Origin of the sequence: Conexibacter sp. W3-3-2 (genome assembly GCF_009707605.1) — a bacterium.
Lineage (GTDB): Bacteria > Actinomycetota > Thermoleophilia > Solirubrobacterales > Solirubrobacteraceae > Paraconexibacter > Paraconexibacter algicola.
The window spans coordinates 740,623-760,776 of the sequence record NZ_WLYW01000001.1; the positions used below are offsets into that span (position 1 = coordinate 740,623).

Sequence of the window (20,154 nt, forward strand, 5' to 3'; positions counted from 1 at the left end):
CTCCGTGATGAGCGGGGTGTTCCGGTTCCGGTCCTCGCGGACTCGGTCCCTCTGTGCAGAGGTCGCCCGCTCCGGTTGCGGGCCGTCGGCGCGGCCTGTTGGCCTACGGGTTGTGAGATCCCGTCGCTGGTAGCGCGTAACACTACCACGCCCGCTGGCAGCAGATTCGTTCGGTGGCGAACTCTCAGCGGCTGACGACTCCGGCCCGCGCCTGGAGGGCGCTGGTCCGCGAACTCTCGCGGATCTTGACCTCGACGCGCTCGTCGATCCTCTCCCCGCCGATCCAGATGTCGGCGTAGATCGAGGGCGCGCCGGCGGGGGTGACGGTCTCGCCCTGGTGGACGTAGGCGAGTCCGTCGCGGGGGATGACGCCACCGTTGCGGTAGGAGCCGACGAACGGGCCGGTCATCGTCTTCGTGCCGCCGAGCACGCCGCCCTTCGCCATCGCGACGTGCACGTGGTTGAAGTGGCCGGCGGCCGCGATCGGCGCGGTGACCTGGCCGTGCTTGATCGAGTAGCCGAGCGGCGTGTAGAAGAGCTCGAGCAGGTTCTGGCGCGCCGCGCGCGACATGAACTGCGCGTAGCGCATCATCTGCGGGGTCGGGCCGAAGCCGTTGGAGGCGTCGAACGCTCGCCCGGAGTAGTGGTAGGAGCCGGGGGCGTGCTGGCCGCCGGTGGTGGAGGTGATCGTGAGCCCGGAGCGGACCGCGAGGGTCATGGCCTGCTGCAGCGTCTTCACGAGCCCGGTGCCGAGGTTCTCCGCGCCGCCGCCCCCGGGGACGATGTCGCCGACCTTGTCCTTGATCCACTTCTTGACCTCGGCGAGCACGTAGGTGCCCATGCCCTTCATCCAGGCCGGGAGGTCGCCGACGCCGGGGAGCTTGTCGAGGATGAACTTCGCGCCCTGCTCGAGCAGCGCGCTGGGCGCGCCGAGGATGTCCTTGGGGGACGGGAGCGCGCGGTCGAGGACGCCGCCGAGCGCGAAGCCGGGCACGCCGAGCTGCCGCGAGAGCTGCGCGTAGAGCGTGAGCGCGCGCCCGCGGTACGCGGGGTTGGTGGGGATGACGTACTCGGGGTGCTTCGGGGCTTCCTCGCCGACGACGACCATCGGGCGGGTGATCTCGCCGCCCTTGGCGAACCAGTCGTCGTGGTGCACCACGCCGCCCGTCGCCATCCCCGGCACCGAGCGCGCGTCCACGACGCCGCCCTTCCGGAACAGGCTCACCTTGGGGATCTTGACGCCGGGAATCTCGTTCAGGACGTCGATCAGCTTGTTGACGAAGCCCTGGAAGACCTTGCCGCCGCTGGTGAGGCCTTCGACGATCCAGCCGATGACCTTGCCGCCGATCTTGAGGAAGTCCTCCTTGAGGTCGGTGAGGCCCTGGACGACTCGGTTCTTGATCCACCCACCGACGCCGGCGAGCGCCTCGGTGACCGTGGTGATGCCGTCGGCGAGCCGGTTGACCACCCAGCGGCCACCGGCGACCAGCGTTTCGCCGCCGAGCTGGACGAGTTCCACGACGCGGTTGGCGAGCCATCCGCCGACCGTGCCGAGCGCCTCGGTGACCGTCTTGAACCCGGCGACGAGCCGGTTGACGACCCAGCGGCCGAGAGCGGCGTAGCCCTCGGCCGTGGCCTCCACGGCGTCGACGACGCGGTTCTTCAGCCAGCCTCCGGCGCTCGCGAGCGCGTTGCCGACGGCCTGGAAGCCGTCGACGATCTTGCCGAGCATCCAGCGGCCGAGTTCGAGGAGCTGGCCGCCGAGCGCGCGGACCGCGGTCAGCATCGCGCGGACGCCGGCCTCGGCCAGGATCTTGATCTGCTCCCAGGCGCCCTTGACGACGGCCTTCATGGCGTCCCAGATGCCCGCGAAGATCTGCTTCACCCCGTCCCAGACGCGGGACCAGTCGCCGGTGAAGATCCCGGCGACGAAGTCGCTGAGGCCGCTCAGGACCTGCCGCATCCCGTCGGCGACGCCCATGACGGTGTCGATCAGGTTCTTCGCGTAGCGGACGAAGAGGTCGCCGAAGTTCCGCCAGGCCACGGTGGCAATGTCGACGGCCGCCGAGAACGTGGTCTTGAAGGTGTCCATCCACCCCTGCAGCGTCGTGAGGACGTTCTGGATGCGGGTGCCCTCGCCGCCAGCCCCGGAGAGGGCGCCCCTCAGGCGGTCGAAGGTGATGCGGAGCCGCTCGACGACCTGAGGCAGCCGGTCCATCGCGGTGCCGACCGCGCCGAACACGCGGCTCGCGAGCGGCTCCAGCCCGACGAGGACCCGGTTCTTGAGGATCTGCCACTTCTCGCTGAAGTCCTGGGTGTCCTTGGCGGCGCCGAGGATCGTGTCCTTGCCGCCGGCGATCTGCCCGGTGAGGGAGCCGAGCTCGAAGCGTCCCTCGCGGATCGCGGCCGCCATGTCCGGGCCGGCGCGCGCCCCGAACAGCTCGAGCGCCTTGGCGTTGGCCTCGCCGGCGGTGCCCGCGTTCTTGATCTCGCCGGTGACGCGCTGGAAGGTCTTCTGCGGGTCCTCGCCCGCCTTGGCCATCTTGCCGAGCGCGACGCGGAGGGAGCCCATGACGAGCTGGGTGTTGACGCCCTCCTTCTCGAACTTGCCGATCATCGCGGCGGACTGCTCGAAGGAGAACCCGAGCTGACGGAGCGGCGCCCCGTACTTCACGAGGGTGTCGCCGAGCTTGGCAACCGGCACGCCGGTCTTCTGCGACGCGCGGAAGAGCTTGTCCATCGCGTCGCCCTGCTTGCCGGTGGCGATGCCCCAGTCGCCGAACGTCCGGGTGAGCGACTCGATGTTCGTGTTGAGGTCGGTCTCGGTGATCCGCGAGAGCTCGAGGAACCGCTTCGACATGCTCTCGAGCGGCTTGCCGGTGAGGCCGAGCCGCGCGTTGAGCTGCCCGACCGCGTCCGAGGCGGACCCGAAGTCGGTGGGGGTCGTCTTGACGACGTTCTTGAACGTCTTCTCGAGGCCGTCGAGCTGCTTGCCGGTCTTGCCGGTGGTGACGCGCAGGCTGTCGTAGGCGTCGTCGAACTGCCCGCCGATGTCGTAGAGCGCCTTGCCTGCGGCGCCGGCGGCCGTGGCGATCGCGCCGACACCGACCGCGGCGGCCTTCCCCCACTTCTCGAACTTGCCGGAGAGCGGGCCGAGCGCCTGATCCACCTGCGACTGCAGACCGGAGAGGTCCGGCTTGATCTCGACGTAGGCGGTGCCGATCTTGGCCATCGACGGATGGTAGTCCGGCACGCGAACGTGGCATCACCTTTGCTACATCCGGCCCGTTCTGGGTCGTGTTTCGAGGCCTTGGCGCGTACCTAGATGTACGTCGTCGTCCCGAAACGACTTTGTGCGCCAGAGTTCGAGCCCAGTATCGCCCACTCGGAAAGCCCCGCAGCCGCGGGGCTTTCTCCGTTCCGGGGCCGGTCAGCCGGTCGGGGCGGCCGCGTCGATCGCGGCGACGACCGCGTCCCGGAACGCGCGTGCCTCGCGGTCGGGCTCCCGGCCCTCGAGCCGCTCGTCGCCGAGCACCGCGACGGTCGCCTCGCCGCTCTGCAGCACCGTGACGTGACGCTCGGTGAACGGCTCCTCGCCGGCGCCGAACCACTGCACGACGACGGCCCACTGCAGGACGGCGAGCGGGAACGGAAACGTGGTCAGGGCGATCTCCCAGGCCTCCAGACGCGGCACGTCGATCTCGCAGCTCACGAGCGCCGTGTCGGTGAGGAGCAGGACGGTGACGTCGCCGTCGACCGCCTCCCGCTCGGGCGTCACGCGCGGGACGACCGCCCAGCTGCGCGGCTCGACGGGCAGCTGGGCGAGGCCGGACGCGATCCGCTGCACGAGCCCGAGTCCGGCCTCGTGCGCCTCCGACCGCCGCTCCGGGCTGTCGGCCCAGGCGCGGGCGATCCCCTCTGCCGTCGTGCGATCCATGCGCCGGGTACGGTGCGGGAGCGCAGGCGGGATCGTCGGCGCTCCGCGCGCAGCTCGTTCGGGGGCCGTGGCAAATTGACGTAGCCCGTTCATGACGGTGGGACGACCGGACGCTCATCCGATCGGGTGGCCCCGGTCCACCGGGCGGACGGCCCCGGTTTCGACCGCAGAACCGTCCAGGCCGACGGTGGGCGCGCACCCCGGTCGGTGGTGGTATGTGCCTCGTGCTCTGGGGGCAGCCTGGGGCGACCACCCACCCCCTCCCGGAGACACACCATGGAGTACCTCTTCCTCTTCGCGATCGTCACGCCGCTCGCACTGCTCGTCCTGAACCTCACGGGCTTCCGCGCCGGCAGCACGCCCGCCACGGCCGTCACGCTCGACCTCTCCGTCGCACCGACCGCCGCGCCCACCCCGGTCGCCGCGACGCCCGCGGTGCGCATGCCGTCCCCGGCGATCGTCGTCCCCGAGCAGCTCGACCTCGACGCCGAGATCTACCTGCTGCCCCGTCGCGACGTCGTGACGGCGCCCACGGGCAGCAGCGCCACCACCGGTGGCACCCTCGTCGCGCTCCCGCGCCACACCCCCCTGGTGGCGCAGCGGAGCATGGCGCAGCGCTGACCCCCTTCAGCGCGCCCCGAGGGGCAGGCGCCGTTCCCCCGCCGCGCCGCCCCACCCCCGACCGATGGCCGCTCTCCCCCGAGCGGCCATCGGCCGTTCCGGGCCCTGTAGCCCCGGTGCATCCACGAGCCGTCAAGCTCCGTCGCGCTCGTCTATACTCCGTGCCACCTTGCGGCTGTAGCTCAGTTGGCTAGAGCGTCTGCTTGCCATGCAGAAGGTCGAGAGTTCGAGTCTCTTCAGCCGCTTGACGAAAGCCCCGCCCCGGCGGGGCTTTCTCGTTGCTCGGAACACGTGGTCCCCAAACTCGGGGCCGCGTTCTCGGACGCCGGCCGGCGAGCGTTCGGTCACGGACGCTCGCGTCGGCTCCGATGGTGCAGCTCCGCCGGCGCGAAGGCGGCCGACGCCTCGGCCCGAGGTCAATCAGCGGGCACCGCTCCGAGGCACGTCCCGCTCCCGGTCAGGCCGCCGCGTCCTCGTCCTGCGACGGCGCGTGCACGTAGGCCCGCAGGCCGCGATGGCGCGCGGCGAGATGCTCCAGGCGCAGGGTCATCGCCGGCGTCACGCGCACGCCGCGAGCGATCAGCAGCGTCCCGTCGGGCAGCCGCACGTCCTGCGCGATCGTGCTGCCGGCGGGGATCTCGGCGAGCCCGTGCTCGAGCAGCAAGGACTCCTGCCGGGCGCCGACGGCCGCGGCGAGCGCGTCGAGCACCGGCTCGGCGATCGCGCCTTCCGCGCGCAGCACCGCGACCGCGTCGGCGGGCGCCAGGCCGATGCACAGGAGGTCCAGGGCGACCGCGCCGCGCAGCAGGCTCGCCGCCGGTCCGAGCTCGCCGGAGGGCGGGTCGAGCGCCGCGACGACCGCGTCGAGCCGCGGGATGCGGCGCAGCATCCGGCCCGCGGCACGGACCGCGCCGACGACCGCGTCGCGGTCGGCGGGCTCGAGCGCCCGGCTGTCGGCCAGCCGGGCGGCGGTGTCGGCCGGCAGCGCGAAGGTCCCCAGCTGGCTGAGCGCGGCCGCGGTCTGCAGCGTCCACGTGTCGGTCAGGCCCAGGGACGGCGCGGCGTCGAGCACCAGGGTCGTCAGCCGTGCCGCGCGACCCTGCGCCACCGGATCGGCGGCACCGAGCACCTCGGTGAGGACCTCGGTCGCGCCGCGGACCGTGTCCTGCAGCACCCGGTGCTCGGAGATCCGCTCACGGTGCCGGCGCACGCCCGCCTCGATCGCCGCCAGCAGGACGTCGCGGGCGACCGGCTTGGTGAGGTAGCGGAAGACCTGGCCGTCGTTCACCGCGCTCGCGGCCGCGGCCGCGTCCGCCTGTCCGGTCAGCACGATCCGCGTGACGTCCGGCGCGCGGTCGCGGGCCATCCCGAGGAAGCGCGCACCGTCCAGGACCGGCATGCGCATGTCGCTGACGATCACCTCGACCGGCTCCTCGTCGAGCACCCGCAGGCCCTCGAAGCCCTGGCTGGCGGTGTGGATGCGGTAGCTGCGGCGCAGCATGTCCCCGAGCGCCTCGAGGACCTGCGGCTCGTCGTCGACGCAGAGGACGACCGGGCGATCGTGCTCGCTCATGCCGCACGCTCCGGAGCCACGGCCCCACCCAGCTCGGCCCACAGCCGGGTCAGCGCGTCCGGCAGCTCGGGCACCCCGACCGGCGCGTCCGCACCCCACACCGCGGGATCACCGTGCCGGTAGATCGCGGTCGTCCCGGGATCCTCGAGCCGGTGCGCCAGGCGCTCCGCCAGCGCGACGGCCCGGACCAGCGGCGGGCCGCTCGCCGCGTCGGGCGCGTGATGGCACGCGACCGCCTCGACGACGGCGGCCGGCAGGCCCCACAGGGCGAGCAGCCGCCCGCCCGTCGCCGCGTGGCACGCACCGCGCTCCCGTGTCTCGACCTCGTGCAGGGCCAGGCCGGCGTCGGCGGCGGCCAGCAGGCGTGCACGGTGCGCGCCGCGGTCGGCGCTCGCCAGCAGCAGCGCGCCGACGTCGTGCAGCAGCCCGCCGGCGAACGCCGCCGAGCCCAGCTCGCGGGAGCCGACGACGTCCCGCGCGATCCGGCCGGTGAACCGGGCGTGCGCCTCGAACGCCTCGAGCGCCGACGAGGGCAGCCGCGGCCCGGCGACCGTCAGGACCCCGTGCTCCAACGCCACCGCCTCCACCGTGGAGACCCCGAGGAACGCGATCGCCTCCTCGAGTCGCACGATCGTCCGCGGCACCCCGAAGTACGCGGAGTTCACCAGGCCCAGCAGCCGCGCGGTGAGGATCACGTCGCGGGACGCGATCCGGGCCAGCTCGGCCGCACCCGTGCGGTCGTGCGCCAGCGCGTCGCAGAGCTCCAGCACGACCTGCGGGGCGCGCGGCAGCTCACCGATGCCCGTGACCGCGAGCCGCAGGCCCTCCTCACGCAGCCGCGCGCGCACCTCCAGGCTCTCCTGCACCGCGCGGGCGATCTCCGGCTCCGCGCAGGGCTTGCCGAGCACCCGGTGCGCCACGAGCCCCGCCCGCGTCGCGTTGCGCGGCTCCACCTGACCGCTGAGGATGATCCGCACCACGTCGGGGTGGAGGCGCTCGACCTGCTCCAGCAGCGCGACGCCGTCCGTGCCCGGCATCCGCACGTCCGTGACGATCACGTCCACCGATCCGGCGTCGAGCGCCGTCAACGCGGCCGCCGCCCCGTCGTGGAAGCTCATGTCCCAGCGGTCGCGGCGGCGGCGCAGCAGATCGCGCAGCCCCTCGAGGATCTCCGGCTCGTCGTCCACGAAGACGATCCGCACACGTTCGGTCGTGGCGCTCATCGCGGGCCCCCGACCGGCAGGCGGACCTCGACGCACGTGCCCACCCCGGGCCGGCTCGACATCGTGATCGTCCCGCCGTGCATCTCCGTGACGATCCGGTGGGCGATCGCCAGGCCCTGCCCCGTCCCGACCCCGACCTCCTTCGTCGTGAAGAAGGGGTCGAACACGCGCGGCAGCGTCGCCGCGTCCACCCCCACCCCGTCGTCGACGACCTGCACGACCGCGGTGTCGCCCTCGCGGCGGGTGCGCACGGTCAGGGTGCCGTGCCCGTCGCGACCGGTCGCGGCGATCGCCTGCGCAGCGTTCACCACGAGGTTGAGGAACACCTGCCCGAGGTCGCCGGGGCTGCAGCGGACCTCGCGGTCCAGTGCCAGGTCGGTGACGACCTCCGCCACGTGCCGGTACTCGCTGCGGGCCACGACCAGCGTGTCCGCCAGCATCCGGTCCAGATCCGCCGGGGCCAGCTCGCCGGACGGTCCGCCGGGCGAGAACCGCTTCATCGCCCGCACGATCGTCGCGACCCGGCCGACCCCGTCGGCGATCCGCTCGTGGGCCCGCGGCAGACGCGTGCGCAGGTCGTCGAGGTCGACGCGCTCCTCCGCCGCCCGGACGGCCGCCTCGTCGACCGTGCACGCCAGCGCACGATGGTGGTCCAGCACCCCGACGAGGTCCTCGTGCGCGTCCTGGAGGAACGCCGCGGTGTCCCCGATGAACTGGATCGGCGTGTTGATCTCGTGCGCGATCCCCGCCGCCAGCTGCCCGACCGCCTCGAGCTTGCGCGCCAGTTGCAGCTCGCCTTCCGCGCGCGCGTGCTGCTGCTGGGCCAGGACCCGCTCGGTGACGTCGAGCAGCACGCCCTGCGACACCACGGTCGCGCCGCTGCCGTCCTCGACCGCCGCGAGCTCCTCGCGCACCCAGACGTCGTGGCCGTCGGCGTGCGCGAGCCGGTACTCGATCGCCCGGTGCTCCCCCGGCTCCAGCGGCCGGTCGGCGTGCGCGACGACCCGGTCGCGGTCCTCCGGATGCAGGCGCGAGCGCCACAGGTCGCTGGCTCCGAGCCAGCGCCAGTCCGGGAAGCCGGTCAGCTCCTCGATCTGCGGCGACGCGTACTCGACCAGGCCGCCGAGCCCGCCGCTCGTGCCCACCGTCAGGTACACGACGGCCGGGAGGTGCTCGACCAGCCGCTGGTAGCGGCGCTGGGACGCGCGCAGCGCGGCGCGGCTCTCGGCCAGCGCCTCGACCTCCAGGCGCCGCACGCGGCCCGCCTCCTCGGCGTCCCGCAGGGCGTGGCGCTCCGCGCGCGCCCACGACTCCAGTCGCTCCTCGCGCAGCGCCAGATCGGTCACGTCGTGCAGCTCCACGACCGCGCCACAGCCCGACGGGTCCGGCCAGGCCTCGAGGCTCCAGACCGCGGTCCGACCGCCGGTCGCGGTCCGGCGCTCGTCGCTGCACCGTGCGTGCTCGCACGCGCTGCGGCCCCCGAGCGCGAGCGCGCGCGCCGCCTCGTCGGGATGCGCGGACGCCCACGCCAGGTAGGCGGGCGTGGCGGCGAGCAGCTCGCCGTCGGCGGTCACGTGGACCAGCGGCACCGGGAGGGCGCGCCAGACCTGATCGGGGATCACGAGCTCGGGCACACCCCTCCATCGACGCGCGCGCCCACGCGCATCCACGTGCGCGCCCCGGGGTCGACGGACGGACTGCCGCGCGCCTCACCAGTCGCGGGCGCCGGCTCGTACGGACGTCCGGGTCAGGCCTCGCCCTGCCACTCGCCCAGGAACCGCTCGACGAACGCCTCCATGTACGCGTGACGCTCGTCCGCGATCCGCCGGCCCGTGGCCGTGTGCATCCGGTCGCGGAGCAGCAGCAGCTTCTCGGGGAAGTGGTTGAGCGTCGCCCCGCTGGAGGACACGTAGGCCTCCGCGGTGTCGTGCCGCACGGGCGGGTCGTCCGGGTCGTACATCAGTCGCCCGGCGTGCCCGCCGTACGCGAACGCGCGACCGATCCCGATCGCCCCCATCGCGTCGAGCCGGTCGGCGTCCTGCACGACCCGGCCCTCGAGCGACGGCATGTCGTCCGGCACGCCCGCACCCTTATAGGAGACCCGGCCGACGATGTCGGCGACCCGGTCGGCGAGCGCGGGCTCCGCGCCCGCGTCCAGGAGCCAGGCGCGCGCGGCGCGCGGGCCGGCGTCGAGGTCGCCGTCGTGGAACTTCCAGTCGGCGATGTCGTGCAGCAGCGCCGCCAGCTCGACCACCACCGGGTCGACGTCCTCCCCGCGCGCGATCAGGCGCGCGTTCTGCCAGACGCGATGGACGTGCCACCAGTCGTGCCCGGAGCCCTCGCCGACGGACTGCGCGCGGATGTGCGCCGCGGCCGCGGCGATCAGCTCCTCGCCGGTCGCCACGCCGCTCAGGCGTCGAGCGGCGGGAAGTCGCCCGGCACGCGCGGCCGGCGACGGTCACGGATCGTGCGGACCGAGCCCTCGGGGGCGACCGCGCCGCGGGCGCGGCGCTCGGACTTGCGCCGGTCGACGATGACCTTCACGTTCGGGTCGTCGGCGTAGTAGGCCGTCAGCTTGTCCAGGAGCTCGTCGGCGAGCGCCTCCGGCACGACGCAGTAGATCATCGGCTTCCCTTCCCCACGGCGGTCATCGCTGCTGGAACCTACGCGACGCCCGCGACGCGGTGCAACTCGCCCGCGTCGTCCGCCGCCGCGTTGGGCGTGCGCTCCTCGGGCGTCAGCTCGTCGAGCTCCGCCCCCTGGCCGATCACGCGCACCCCGGCGGCCTCGTCGCCGAGGTCGATCTCGTACCGGTACCAGCTGAGCTCCCACCCGACCACGACCGACACGATGCTGCCCTCGGTCTGCGACGGGCGGGCGGACACGATCGGGGCGCCGAGCGACCGCGCCACGCCCGACACGGTGCGCGGGTGCTGGCTGGCGTTGAAGACCTCGAGCGCCCGGGCGATCTTCAGCTCGGCGTTCGTCGGCACCGCGTGCACGCCGCGGGGCTCGTGGAACGCCTCCGCGTACGGGTCGGCGGCGGGCTGCGGCTCGGGCGCCGGCGGCTCGGGATCGCGGACGATCGGCTCCGGGATGACCGTCCGGGTGTTCTCCAGCGGCTCCAGCGGCGGCAGCTCGTCCCACGCGTCCTCGGGCGGCTCGGCGGCGTGGTCGCCGGAGCGACCGCCGCGGCGGGCCGCCGGGGCGGGGCCGCCGTCACGCCGGGTGCGCAGCCGCGTCAGCAGGCCACGGGCGGCGCCCTCGCGCGGGCTGCGGCCGAGCGCGTCGTCGATGCCCTCGCGGATCCAGCCCTCGTGGACGGCGCGGCCGGTGCACAGCTCGCAGACGGTGCGGCGGGTCCCGCCGTGCAGGAACACGTCGGAGTTCTCGCCGCGCAGCAGCGTGCGGCCGCACACGTCGCACGCCACGGAGGCCTGGGATGTCGAGATGGTCTTGCGGGTCACGCGGCGATCGAGGGTAGCAGCGGTCCCGAGCGGGCCCCGCACGACGCGGATCACCCGCGAGCTGCTACGCCGCCCCCGGTGAAGCGGCGCTGCGGGTCAGTCGACCTGGTCGCTGGTGAGGCGCGAGCGCAGGCGCAGCACGGCCTTCGTGTGCAGCTGCGAGATCCGCGACTCGGTGACCCCGAGGACCTCGCCGATCTCGCGAAGCGTGAGGTTCTCGTAGTAGTAGAGCGCCACGACGAGCTTCTCCCGCTCGGGCAGGCGCGCGATGGCGTCGGCGACCCGGTCCTTCAGGTCGGTCTGGTCCATCACGGCAGCGGGATCGGGGGCGTCCGGGTCCTGCAGGGTGTCCAGGAGCGACACCTGGTCACCGCTGGAGTCCGACACCGTCCACAGCTCGTCGAGCGCGGCGATCGTCGAGTTGGAGATCTGCAGCAGCGCCGCCTGGAACTCGTCGACGGTCATCTCGAGCTCCTGCGCCATCTCCTCGTCGGTGGGCGCGCGCTGCAGCTTGTGCTCGAGCTTCGAGTTGGCCCGCTCGATCGCGCGGGCGCGGGCCCGCACGGACCGCGGCACCCAGTCCAGGGAGCGGAGCTCGTCGATGATCGCGCCCTTGATGCGCGTGATCGCGTACGTCTCGAACTTGATCTCGCGCGAGAGGTCGAATCGCTCGATCGCGCTGATCAGTCCGACCAGACCGTAGGAGATGAGGTCGGCCTCCTCCACGTGCGCCGGCAGGCCCGACGCCATGCGACCGGAGACGTACTTCACCAGCGGCGAGTAGGCGACCACGAGACGCTCCCGGGCGCGCTCGTCCCCGGCGGTCTTGTAGCGCCGCCAGAGGTCCTTCAGTTCGATCGCTTTGACGTTCGTCTCCACCCTGGGTCTCCGTCTCGTGTCAGGCTCGCGGGTGTGCCCGCGCGTACGCCGTCCTGAGACGCGCTGACTCTACCCGAGTGTAGATCTGGGTCGTGGAGACGCTCGCGTGTCCGAGCATCTCCTGGATCGCGCGCAGGTCGGCCCCGCCGTCCAGCAGGTGCGTCGCGAACGAGTGACGGAGGGCGTGCGGATGCACCCCGCCCTGGACCTCGGCGAGCCGCACCCAGACGCGCAGCCGCCGGCGGACGTCCGACGTGCCGAGACGCCGGCCGGACTTCGAGAGGAACAGCGCCGGTTCCGCATCCGGCTCCGCGCCGGCGAGCGCGGGGCGGGCACGTTCCCGGTAGCGGGCGACCGCGGCGAGCGCGGCCTCCCCGGCGGGCACGAGGCGGGTCTTGCCGCCCTTGCCCTCGACGCGGACCTGCTCGGCGTCGAAGTCGATGCTCGGCAGGTCGAGCGTCACGATCTCCCTCCGCGCGCAGGCCGCACGCGTACGCCAGCTCGAACATCGCCCGGTCGCGGAGCTCCAGCGGGGTCGACGTCGGGATGCGGTCCAGGAGGGCGGCGATCTCGGCGGGCTTCAGCACGGTCGGCAGCGTCCTCGGCCGCTTCGGGGAGGCGACGAGGTCCGCCGGGTTCTGCTCCACGAGGCCGTGCTCGCGCAGGGACCGGAACAGGGAGCGGATCGCCGCCAGCTTGCGGGCGACCGTCGTCGGTGCCGCCCCGTCCTCCCCGAGCTTCGCGGCGTAGCGGCGCAGCGCGCGGTGCTCGACCTCGCGCGGCTCGAGGCCGGCGGCGGTCGCCCAGCGCGCGAACTGCTCGACGTCGATGCCGTAGGCGCGCCGGGTCTTCTCGGCCGCGGCCCGGCCGCGCAGCTCGCGGTCGAGCAGCAGCAGCGCCTGCTGCCAGGCGGGCGGCAGCTCCGCCGGGGAGCCGGTCGTATCCTCAGAGGACATGGGTCGCTTCTACATCCACACGACGGACGGTCACATCGCCACCCAGAAGCAACTGGTGGAGGCGGGGCTGGCGACCATGGACGACGATCCGGCACGTCCGTGGTTCCCGATCAACGCGCCGATCGACGCGACCACCATGTGGTACGCGGCGATGCGCAAGCAGGAGAAGGGTGTGTACATCGGCACGTTGGTCTTTCGCCACCAACCGCACCACACCCTGCTGCTCGAGAAGGGCTGGGAGGAAGTGCCCGTCGAGGAGATCGGGCTGCCGGGCACGACGTCGGAGATCAGCCCCGCCCCCGACCTGGGCTGACCGCCGGGCCGGGACCGTCGCCCGGCCGCGGGGCGACGGCCGTCAGGCGATGTAGATCGGGGCGCCGACCGGGACCCGCGGGTACAGGTCCTCGACGTCCTCGACGAGCATCCGCAGGCAGCCGTGGCTGGCGTTCGAGCCGATCGACCCGCGGTCGCTCGTGCCGTGGATGCCGACCCCGTCGTAGATGCCCAGCCAGCGGGACTTCAACGGGTTGTTCGGCGCGCCGCCCGGGATCACCTGACCGGCGAGGTCCCCGGCCCAGTCGCTGTTGGGCACCGTCCACGCCGGGTTGATCGCCTTGTTGGCGATCTTGTACAGGCCGGTCGGGGTCTCGTGGCCCTCGGAGCCGACCGCGATGCCGTACGTCTTCTCGAGCTTGAGGTTGCGGTAGACGCGCAGCTTGAACGTCGTGCGGTCGGCGATCAGCACGACCGGGTTCTTCTTCGCGAGGCTGGCCTCGGTGTTCTTGGGCTGGACCTTGCGGGTCTGCGCGACGAACCGGCGCTTCGCGGTCGCGGACACGATCGCCGCGCGGATCTGGCGGTGCAGCTCGCTGGCCCGGACCTCGAGGCCGACCTGGCCCTCGGTCTCCGACAGGCCGGCGGCGGTGAAGGTCAGCTTCGCGTCCTTGGCGGGACGCTCGATCCCCCGGCGCACGTGGTCGAGCAGGCGCACGACGGCGGCCTTGGAGTACTCGACCTGCGGCTGCAGGTCCGCGCGGACCTCGCCGCCGGTGAGCCCACGGACCGTGCGGGCGAGGATGTTGCCGTCGCGGCTGCGACGGACCGCGTCGTCGACGAGGACGTCGAGGTTCGTGGCGATCCGCGCCTCGCGCGCCCCGAGCGTCCAGGTGCTGCGGTCGTGGTTGACGATGATCGGCGCCTTCAGCCGCGGCAGGAGGTCCTGCTCGAGACGGTCACGGGCCTGCGCGTGGGTCAGGCCGCCGAGCGGGACGCCGCCGACGCTGACGCCCTCGGCGATCGTGTCCTTGCGGGAGCTGTCGTAGGCGAACACGCCGCCGGTGACCCCCAGGAGCAGCACGAGGGCGAGGGAGACGACGAGGACGGGGCGAGAGCGCACGGGGAACAACCTGCCGGGAGGGGACGAACGTCCTGCACACAGTAGGGATCGCGGCCGACGCCCACCACCCGTGAAGCGTGCCGTGAGACGCAGTTGAGAGCGGCGCGACGCCAGATTTCGGCGTACGGGCTACGCGGCGCGCCGCCGCAGCGGCTCGAGCGCCGTCTCCAGGCGCTCCGCGAGGGTCGGCCAGTCCTCGGCGTGGACCACGCCCTCCTCCTCGACGACGTCGCGGTTCCACGGGTGCAGGATCGTCGCGGGCGTGATGCCCGCCTCGATCGCCTGCTGGATGTTGATCGGGCTGTCGTCGATGAGGACGTCGATCTGGATCTCGCGGCAGCGGCTGATCTTGTCGAACGAGCAGTAGAGCTCGTCGTGGCGCAGGCCGATCCGGTCGAGCCAGCGGGCCGTCGGGTCGTGGGCCGAGCTCGCCCGGTGGCTCGTGATGTGGATGAAGTGGCCGGCGGCGTGCCAGGCGTTGACCGCGTCGATCGCCCCCGGGTACGGGACGCCGGCGAGGATCGCCTCCTCGGTGTGCGTCTCGTCGATGCAGCACTGCAGCTGCTCGGGGCGCAGGCGGGTGATCCCCCAGTCGAGCTGCTGGTCGTACGGGAGGTCGATCCCGAAGCGGCGCTTGGCCGCCGCCGAGAGCCCGTCCCAGTAGTGGTGCAGCGTGGAGTCGATGTCGATCGCGATCCGCATGGCCTGCGGCGTACTGTAGAGCGGGATGGGACGGACCGGCCGCGTCGTGGACGCCGTGACGATCGAGCAGTACGGGCCGCGCGGGCGCTCCGCGTGGCTGGACGTCGACTGGTCGGCGCACCAGCGCTGGGTGGCGGTCGACGGCCGGGCGGTCAACGTCGTCGACCTCGGCGAGGGACCGGCCGTCGTGTTCGTGCACGGGCTGTCGGGCTCGTGGCAGAACTGGCTGGAGAACCTGCCGGACCTGGCGCGCGACCACCGTGTGCTCGCGCTCGACCTGCCAGGGTTCGGGGAGAGCGCGCCGCCGGCCGCGGGCATCTCGATCCCCGGGTACGTCGCGACGGTCGCCGCGGTCCTCGACGCCCTCGGGGTGCGGCAGGCCGACGTGGTGGGCAACAGCATGGGCGGCCTCGTCGCCGCGGAGCTCGCGCTCGCGATGCCCGAGCGGGTGCGCCGGCTCGCGCTGGTCTCCCCCGCCGGCATCAGCGCCGACGGGCTGATCGGCGACCGGGCGATGGTGGCGCTGCGCCGCGCCGAGCGGCTGATCGTCGGCTACAACCGGTTCTGGGCGGACCGCGCCGATCGCGTCAGCCGGCGCGCGGGGCTGCGCCGCCAGCTGCTGCGGGCCAGCGCGGCGCATCCGGAGCTGCTGCCCGCGGCGCTGGCCAGCGAGCAGCTGAGGGTCTCGGGCCGGCCCGCGTTCCTGGATGCGCTGGAGGCGATCGTGCGGACCTCGATCCGCGCTCGCCTGCCCGGGGTCGGCTGCCCGACGCTGCTGGTCTGGGGGAGCGGGACCGGCTCGTGCCGGTCGCGGACGCAGCGCGCTTCGCGCGCGCGATCCCGGGCTCGCAGCTGATCGTCTACGCGGACACGGGCCACGTCGCGATGCTCGAGCGGCCCGAGCGGTTCAACGCGGACCTGCGCGCGTTCCTCGCGGGCTGACCGCGTCGGCGCGCAGCGAGCGGTGGGTCAGGTGGCGACGCGCCCGGCGCGTCGCAGCCGCGTGTTGCGGGCGCGCTCCCACTCGCTGAGGCGCCACAGGTCGCGCTGCACGGCCTTCGGGTCGACCTGGCGGCCCGGCAGGTGCATGTTCGCGCTGTCGAGCAGGCGCCTCTCGTCGCCGGTGAGCGCCATCCACTTGGCGAGCGCGTCGTCGGAGTCGGGCAGGCGCGCGGAGCCGTAGGGCCGGGTCTCGTCCGGGAACGCGACGCAGTACTCGGCGAGCAGCCGCCGCGTCTGCGGCAGGTAGGAGACGACCGGCTTGTGCGGGTAGATCAGGTACGCGTAGGGCGCGCCGAACGCGACGGCGGCGTCGGAACCCTGCTCGGGCCCGCCCGCGAGGCGCCCCCAGACCCGGATGAAGCCGAGGTCCCGGTACATCTCCCACTCCTCCTCGCCCACGCAGGACTTCAGGAGCTGGCGGGCGCGCTGCTCGGCGCGGCGTTCCCGGCCGGGGTCGTAGCCCTCGATCGCGGTGCGCTCGCGGCGGCGGCGGCGCTCCTCGGCCCAGCGCTCCCAACGCGGCAGCGTGATCTCCCACATGAGGGCGAGGATCACGACGGCGACGGCGAAGATGGCGAGGAGCATGCGCGTTCGCGGTCAGGCCGCGCCGCCGGCGGCGCGCGGGAAGAAGATGACGCGGTCGGCGTCGCGCGGGATGTCCTCGAAGCGGCGGACCATGCGCGCCTCGCGGCGTCCGGCGGCGGCGGTGGTCGGCACGGCCGCCCACATGCCGGCGTCGAGCTGCGCCCGGAACTCCTCGATCAGGCGCTGCTCGTCCTCGGTGATGTCGACATCACCTTCGGCGAGGAGCACCTCGCCGTGTCCGGGCTTCATCCGCAGGAACCGCATCGGCCGCCGATTATGGCAAAGGGCACGAGCGCCCAAGGGCGGTTCACGCGCCCGGTGCCGTGCGCGAGCGGACGTCCAGGACGTCGACCGGCCCGGCGCCGGTGCCGAGGTCGCGCAGGCCGTGGGCCACCGCGTGGGCGGCGACGCGCCGCGCCGCCCGGGCCGCCTCGAGGGGGCGTGGCCGTGGGCGAGGTGGGCGGCGAGCGCGGAGGCGTGCGTGCAGCCGGAGCCGTGGGCGGCCCCGTCGGGGTGCCGCGGACCGGGAATCAGCGTGGTGCCATCGGCGTCCTGGAAGACGTCGGTGGCCTCGTCGCGGTGGCCGCCCGTCACGACGACCGCCGCCGGACCGAGGGCCCGGACGGCCGCGGCGAGCTCGGCCCCGTCGAGCGTCGCATCGCCCGCGAGCGCCCGCGCCTCCGGCAGGTTCGGGGTGACGACGGTGGCCCGCGGCAGGATCAGCCGCACGAGCGCGTCGTGCGCCTCGGGGTCCAGGAGCCGCGCCCCGGACTCGGCGACCATGACCGGGTCGACGACGACCGGCACGCCCGCGGGGACGAGGTCGAGCGCCTCGGCGACCGCGGCGGCCGTCGCGGGGCTGCCGATCATCCCGAGCTTGACGGCGTCGACCCCGAGGTCGTCGACCACGGCACGGACCTGCTCGACGATGAACGCGCCCGGCACCGGGTGGACCGCGGTGACGGCCACCGTGTTCTGCGCGGTCAGCGCGGTCAGCGCGCTCGTGCCGTGGGTGCCGCAGGCCGCGAAAGCCTTCAGGTCGGCCTGGATCCCGGCGCCGCCGCCGCTGTCGGAGCCGGCGATCGTGAGGCAGACGGGCGGGCGGCGCGGGCTGGTCACGGGCCGCAGGCTACTCAGCGCACCACCACCGCGTACGCCCCGCCCGGGCTGCGCCGCAGCTCGCCGAGCAGCTCGAGCTCGCTGAGCGCGGCGAGCACCTCGAGCAGCCGGGCGGGGTCCCGCTCGATCGTCCCGGGGGTCGTGCGCCCGTCGGCGACCGCGTCGCGGACCGCCTGCAGGTGCGGCGGCAGCGCGGCAGCGCCACCGCCACGCGGCGCGGTCGGACCGTCGTGCGCCCGGCGCAGGTCGGCGAGGGCCTGCCCCAGCAGCCCGTCGAGCAGGTCGGCGGGCTCCAGCACGAGGTGGGCGCCGTCGCGCAGCAGCAGGTTCGTCCCGCGGCAGCGCGGGCTCGCGGCCCGGCCGGGCACCGCGGCGACGTCACGGCCGAGCTGCATCGCGAAGTCCGCGGTGATCAGCGACCCGGACCGCTCGGCCGCCTCGACGACGAGCGTCAGGCGGGCCAGGCCGGCGATGATCCGGTTGCGGGCCGGGAACGCCCAGCGGAAGGGCGGCGTGCCCGGCGGCAGCTCGGAGACGATCGCGCCGGCCCGTGCGACCCGCTCGCCGAGCGCGTGCTTGGTCCGCGGGTACGTGCGGTCCGCCCCGGTCGCCAGCACCGCGATCGTCGTGCCGCCGGCCTCGAGCGCGCCCTCGTGGGCGGCCGAGTCGACGCCGAGCGCCAGGCCGCTGACGACGGTCACGCCGGCGGCCGAGAGCGCCCGGCCGATGCCCCGGGCCATCTCGAGCGCCTCGGGGCCGGCGCGGCGCGCCCCGACGACGGCGACGCAGCAGGGCGTGGTGTCGGGGTCCCCGGTCCCGGCGAGCCGCTCCAGCGCGCCGGGACCACCCCGGACGTGCAGCACCGCGGGCGCGGACGGGTCCTCGAGCAGCTGCCCCGGGTACCCGGGGTCGTGGCGGCAGACCACGGCGAGGCCGGCCCGCGACGCCTCCTCCGCCGCGCGCTCGGGGCGGAACGCGGCGTGGGCGGCCGCCAAGACCGGGCGCCGCTCCCCCGCGAGCGCGGCGAGCAGCCGGTCGTCGTCGAGGGCGAGCACGTCGCGCAGCGCCCGCCGCGTGCGCGAGGCCCGCTCGAGGTGCGGGGCGAGCGCACCGAGGGAGCCACGTGCGGCGCAGGCAGTCCGGGCACGCGCTCATGCCGCGAGCTCCTCGAGGTCGTGGCGTAGGCCCAGCGCCACGAGCACGTCGCCCGCCCGCACGTCGTCGCGGCCGTCGAGGTCCGCGAGCGTGCGCGCGAGGCGCAGGGTGCGGTGGCGGCCCCTCGGGCTCAGCCGCCCGGTCGCGTAGGCGCGGTCCAGGTGCGCGTGCGCGTCGGCGTCGAGCCGCACGCAGTCCCGCACCGCCCGTGCGTCGAGCTCGGCGTTGCACGTCACGCCGGTGCGGGCGCTGCGCGCCTCCTGCTGCCACCGCGCCCGGGCGACCCGCTCGCGCACCGCCGCGGAGCTCGTCGCCGGGGGCGCCGACAGCTCGGCCTGGCTGGGCCGCGGCACCTGGGCGACGACGTCGAAGCGGTCGAGCAGCGGTCCGCTGATCCGCCGGCGGTAGCGCAGGTGGTCCGCCTCCCCGCAGCGGCAGCGGTCCCCGTCCCCCGCGTGCCCGCACGGACACGGGTTCATCGCCGCGACGAGCATGAAGCGCGCGGGGAAGACCGCGGTCTGCTGTCCGCGGATCACGACGACCCGCCCGTCCTCCAAGGGCTGGCGCAGCGTGTCGAGGACGTGCCTGGGGAACTCGGGCAGCTCGTCGAGGAACAGCACGCCGCGGTGCGCGAGGGTCACCTCCCCGGGCCGTGGGATGCTCCCGCCGCCCACGAGCGCGGACGCCGACGTGGTGTGGTGCGGTGCGCGGAACGGCCGCTCACGCGCCAGTCCGCCGACCCGCAGTCCGGCGACGCCCTGGATGCGGGTGACCTCGACCGCCTCCTCGCCCCGCAGCGGCGGCAGGATCGACGGCACGCGGCGGGCGAGCATCGTCTTCCCGGTGCCGGGCGGGCCGTTGAGCAGGATGTTGTGGCCCCCGGCGGCGGCGATCGTCAGCGCCTCGACGACCGCGGCGTGCCCGCGGACGTCGGCGAGGTCCAGCGGGCGGTCGGCGTCCGGCGCGGGCAGCTCCCGCGGCGCCGCCGGACCGGCGTCCACCGCCTCCCCGGCGAGGATCCGCACGACGTCCTGCAGCGTGCGCGCCCCGTGGACCGCGATGCCGTCCACGAGCGCCGCCTCGCCCGCGCTCTCGGCGCAGAGGATCAGGCCGGCGAGGCCCGCGTCGCGCGCGCCCTCGGCGACCGCGAGGGCGCCCTGGACCGGGCGCAGCTCGCCGCTCAGCGCCAGCTCCCCGAACACGCCGAGCGACGCGAGCCGCGCGGGCTCGACCTGCCCGCCGGCGGCGAGGATCGCGCACGCGATCGCCAGGTCGAAGCCCGGACCGTGCTTGTGCAGCGAGGCGGGCGCGAGGCTGACGGTGACGCGGTTGTCCGGGAACTTCAGGCCGCAGTTGCCGATCGCGGCCTGGACCCGCTCGCGGGACTCGCGGACCGCGCGGTCGACGAGCCCGACGACCGTGAAGGCCGGCAGGCCCGACCGCAGGTCCGCCTCGACGGTGACGCGCCGCGGGACGAGCCCGTCGACGTGGAAGGTGGTGACACGGCTGAGCACGCCGCCGACGCTAGGCGCGGTCGTC

Annotated in this window: 20 protein-coding genes, 1 tRNA gene and 1 pseudogene; 5 read left to right on the forward strand and 17 right to left on the reverse strand. The window is 74.2% G+C overall.

All coding sequences use genetic code 11. The features are described from left to right. Nucleotides 1–184: 184 nt before the first annotated feature. Nucleotides 185–3,232 carry a phage tail tape measure protein gene (locus GKE82_RS03725; RefSeq protein WP_154732369.1) on the reverse strand — a complete coding sequence of 1,016 codons (3,048 nt, stop codon included), beginning with the start codon at nucleotides 3,230–3,232 and terminating at the stop codon, nucleotides 185–187. A gap of 198 nt (nucleotides 3,233–3,430) precedes the next feature. Next, complete coding sequence (locus tag GKE82_RS03730) at nucleotides 3,431–3,937, reverse strand: hypothetical protein (protein WP_154732370.1); 507 nt, start codon at nucleotides 3,935–3,937, stop codon at nucleotides 3,431–3,433. 276 nt (nucleotides 3,938–4,213) lie between these two features. Here GKE82_RS03730 and GKE82_RS03735 point away from each other — a divergent pair, with 276 nt between their 5' ends. Beyond that, nucleotides 4,214–4,558, forward strand: coding sequence for a hypothetical protein (locus GKE82_RS03735; protein WP_154732371.1), 345 nt, complete (start codon nucleotides 4,214–4,216; stop codon nucleotides 4,556–4,558). A gap of 171 nt (nucleotides 4,559–4,729) precedes the next feature. Further along, nucleotides 4,730–4,803, forward strand: a tRNA-Gly gene (locus GKE82_RS03740). Between the two features lie 212 nt (nucleotides 4,804–5,015). Here GKE82_RS03740 and GKE82_RS03745 read toward each other — a convergent pair. The 9 genes and pseudogenes from GKE82_RS03745 to GKE82_RS03785 form a co-directional block, all read right to left on the reverse strand. Continuing rightward, entirely contained in the window at nucleotides 5,016–6,131 is a 1,116-nt protein-coding gene (locus tag GKE82_RS03745; RefSeq protein WP_107570418.1) for a response regulator, read from the reverse strand. Then, a complete protein-coding gene (locus GKE82_RS03750) occupies nucleotides 6,128–7,354 on the reverse strand; it encodes an HDOD domain-containing protein (RefSeq protein ID WP_154732372.1) in 1,227 nt (408 codons plus the stop codon). The genes GKE82_RS03745 and GKE82_RS03750 overlap by 4 nt, the downstream gene beginning before the upstream one ends. Beyond that, the gene (locus GKE82_RS03755) at nucleotides 7,351–8,988 is read right to left on the reverse strand and encodes a nitrogen regulation protein NR(II) (protein ID WP_154732373.1); all 1,638 of its coding nucleotides are present in this window, start codon (nucleotides 8,986–8,988) and stop codon (nucleotides 7,351–7,353) included. The genes GKE82_RS03750 and GKE82_RS03755 overlap by 4 nt, the downstream gene beginning before the upstream one ends. A 113-nt stretch (nucleotides 8,989–9,101) precedes the next feature. Continuing rightward, nucleotides 9,102–9,758: an HD domain-containing protein gene (locus tag GKE82_RS03760; protein ID WP_309233381.1), complete on the reverse strand. Its 657-nt coding sequence runs from the start codon at nucleotides 9,756–9,758 to the stop codon at nucleotides 9,102–9,104. 5 nt (nucleotides 9,759–9,763) lie between these two features. Continuing rightward, on the reverse strand, nucleotides 9,764–9,979 hold the full coding sequence (locus tag GKE82_RS03765; RefSeq protein WP_107570422.1) for a hypothetical protein: 216 nt from the start codon (nucleotides 9,977–9,979) through the stop codon (nucleotides 9,764–9,766). Between the two features lie 38 nt (nucleotides 9,980–10,017). Continuing rightward, nucleotides 10,018–10,821 carry a hypothetical protein gene (locus GKE82_RS03770; RefSeq protein WP_154732374.1) on the reverse strand — a complete coding sequence of 268 codons (804 nt, stop codon included), beginning with the start codon at nucleotides 10,819–10,821 and terminating at the stop codon, nucleotides 10,018–10,020. A gap of 96 nt (nucleotides 10,822–10,917) precedes the next feature. Further along, entirely contained in the window at nucleotides 10,918–11,700 is a 783-nt protein-coding gene (whiG, locus tag GKE82_RS03775) for an RNA polymerase sigma factor WhiG (protein ID WP_107570424.1), read from the reverse strand. 19 nt (nucleotides 11,701–11,719) lie between these two features. Continuing rightward, on the reverse strand, nucleotides 11,720–12,163 hold the full coding sequence (locus tag GKE82_RS03780; protein ID WP_309233383.1) for a tyrosine-type recombinase/integrase: 444 nt from the start codon (nucleotides 12,161–12,163) through the stop codon (nucleotides 11,720–11,722). Between the two features lie 253 nt (nucleotides 12,164–12,416). After that, nucleotides 12,417–12,656: pseudogene (locus GKE82_RS03785) on the reverse strand (hypothetical protein); the annotation flags it as partial. Here GKE82_RS03785 and GKE82_RS03790 point away from each other — a divergent pair. Continuing rightward, the gene (locus tag GKE82_RS03790; protein ID WP_107570426.1) at nucleotides 12,655–12,969 is read left to right on the forward strand and encodes a hypothetical protein; all 315 of its coding nucleotides are present in this window, start codon (nucleotides 12,655–12,657) and stop codon (nucleotides 12,967–12,969) included. The pseudogene GKE82_RS03785 and the gene GKE82_RS03790 overlap by 2 nt on opposite strands. 42 nt (nucleotides 12,970–13,011) lie before the next feature. Here GKE82_RS03790 and GKE82_RS03795 read toward each other — a convergent pair whose 3' ends face one another. Beyond that, a complete protein-coding gene (locus GKE82_RS03795; protein ID WP_146175430.1) occupies nucleotides 13,012–14,052 on the reverse strand; it encodes a L,D-transpeptidase family protein in 1,041 nt (346 codons plus the stop codon). 129 nt (nucleotides 14,053–14,181) lie between these two features. Next, the gene (locus GKE82_RS03800) at nucleotides 14,182–14,754 is read right to left on the reverse strand and encodes a hypothetical protein (protein ID WP_154732375.1); all 573 of its coding nucleotides are present in this window, start codon (nucleotides 14,752–14,754) and stop codon (nucleotides 14,182–14,184) included. Between the two features lie 25 nt (nucleotides 14,755–14,779). On the opposite strand from GKE82_RS03800, the gene GKE82_RS03805 reads away from it, so the two are divergent. Both GKE82_RS03805 and GKE82_RS03810 read left to right on the forward strand, forming a co-directional pair. Then, complete coding sequence (locus GKE82_RS03805; RefSeq protein WP_154732376.1) at nucleotides 14,780–15,610, forward strand: alpha/beta fold hydrolase; 831 nt, start codon at nucleotides 14,780–14,782, stop codon at nucleotides 15,608–15,610. After that, the gene (locus tag GKE82_RS03810) at nucleotides 15,556–15,696 is read left to right on the forward strand and encodes an alpha/beta fold hydrolase (protein WP_154732377.1); all 141 of its coding nucleotides are present in this window, start codon (nucleotides 15,556–15,558) and stop codon (nucleotides 15,694–15,696) included. The genes GKE82_RS03805 and GKE82_RS03810 overlap by 55 nt, the downstream gene beginning before the upstream one ends. A 27-nt stretch (nucleotides 15,697–15,723) precedes the next feature. Here GKE82_RS03810 and GKE82_RS03815 read toward each other — a convergent pair whose 3' ends face one another. The 4 genes from GKE82_RS03815 to GKE82_RS03835 all read right to left on the reverse strand — a co-directional run bounded on the left by GKE82_RS03815 (nucleotide 15,724) and on the right by GKE82_RS03835 (nucleotide 20,129). Then, nucleotides 15,724–16,341, reverse strand: coding sequence for a hypothetical protein (locus GKE82_RS03815; RefSeq protein ID WP_107570430.1), 618 nt, complete (start codon nucleotides 16,339–16,341; stop codon nucleotides 15,724–15,726). A 12-nt stretch (nucleotides 16,342–16,353) separates the two neighbouring features. Next, complete coding sequence (gene thiD, locus GKE82_RS27810) at nucleotides 16,354–17,460, reverse strand: bifunctional hydroxymethylpyrimidine kinase/phosphomethylpyrimidine kinase (RefSeq protein ID WP_309233385.1); 1,107 nt, start codon at nucleotides 17,458–17,460, stop codon at nucleotides 16,354–16,356. A 14-nt stretch (nucleotides 17,461–17,474) separates the two neighbouring features. After that, the gene (gene dprA, locus GKE82_RS03830; protein WP_196189044.1) at nucleotides 17,475–18,515 is read right to left on the reverse strand and encodes a DNA-processing protein DprA; all 1,041 of its coding nucleotides are present in this window, start codon (nucleotides 18,513–18,515) and stop codon (nucleotides 17,475–17,477) included. 96 nt (nucleotides 18,516–18,611) lie between these two features. Continuing rightward, nucleotides 18,612–20,129 (reverse strand): YifB family Mg chelatase-like AAA ATPase, encoded by a 1,518-nt coding sequence (locus tag GKE82_RS03835; protein ID WP_309233386.1) that lies wholly within the window; start codon nucleotides 20,127–20,129, stop codon nucleotides 18,612–18,614. Nucleotides 20,130–20,154 lie beyond the last annotated feature (25 nt).

Excerpts from the sequence above, each read along its gene's own strand:
- GKE82_RS03815 (WP_107570430.1), bottom strand. The coding sequence starts at position 16,341 with ATGCTCCTCGCCATCTTCGCCGTCGCCGTCGTGATCCTCGCCCTCATG.
- GKE82_RS03735 (WP_154732371.1), top strand. The coding sequence starts at position 4,214 with ATGGAGTACCTCTTCCTCTTCGCGATCGTCACGCCGCTCGCACTGCTC.
- GKE82_RS03805 (WP_154732376.1), top strand. The coding sequence starts at position 14,780 with ATGGGACGGACCGGCCGCGTCGTGGACGCCGTGACGATCGAGCAGTAC.
- GKE82_RS03725 (WP_154732369.1), bottom strand. The coding sequence starts at position 3,232 with ATGGCCAAGATCGGCACCGCCTACGTCGAGATCAAGCCGGACCTCTCC.
- GKE82_RS03730 (WP_154732370.1), bottom strand. The coding sequence starts at position 3,937 with ATGGATCGCACGACGGCAGAGGGGATCGCCCGCGCCTGGGCCGACAGC.
- GKE82_RS03745 (WP_107570418.1), bottom strand. The coding sequence starts at position 6,131 with ATGAGCGAGCACGATCGCCCGGTCGTCCTCTGCGTCGACGACGAGCCG.
- GKE82_RS03765 (WP_107570422.1), bottom strand. The coding sequence starts at position 9,979 with ATGATCTACTGCGTCGTGCCGGAGGCGCTCGCCGACGAGCTCCTGGAC.
- GKE82_RS03800 (WP_154732375.1), bottom strand. The coding sequence starts at position 14,754 with ATGCGGATCGCGATCGACATCGACTCCACGCTGCACCACTACTGGGAC.
- GKE82_RS03750 (WP_154732372.1), bottom strand. The coding sequence starts at position 7,354 with ATGAGCGCCACGACCGAACGTGTGCGGATCGTCTTCGTGGACGACGAG.
- GKE82_RS03790 (WP_107570426.1), top strand. The coding sequence starts at position 12,655 with ATGGGTCGCTTCTACATCCACACGACGGACGGTCACATCGCCACCCAG.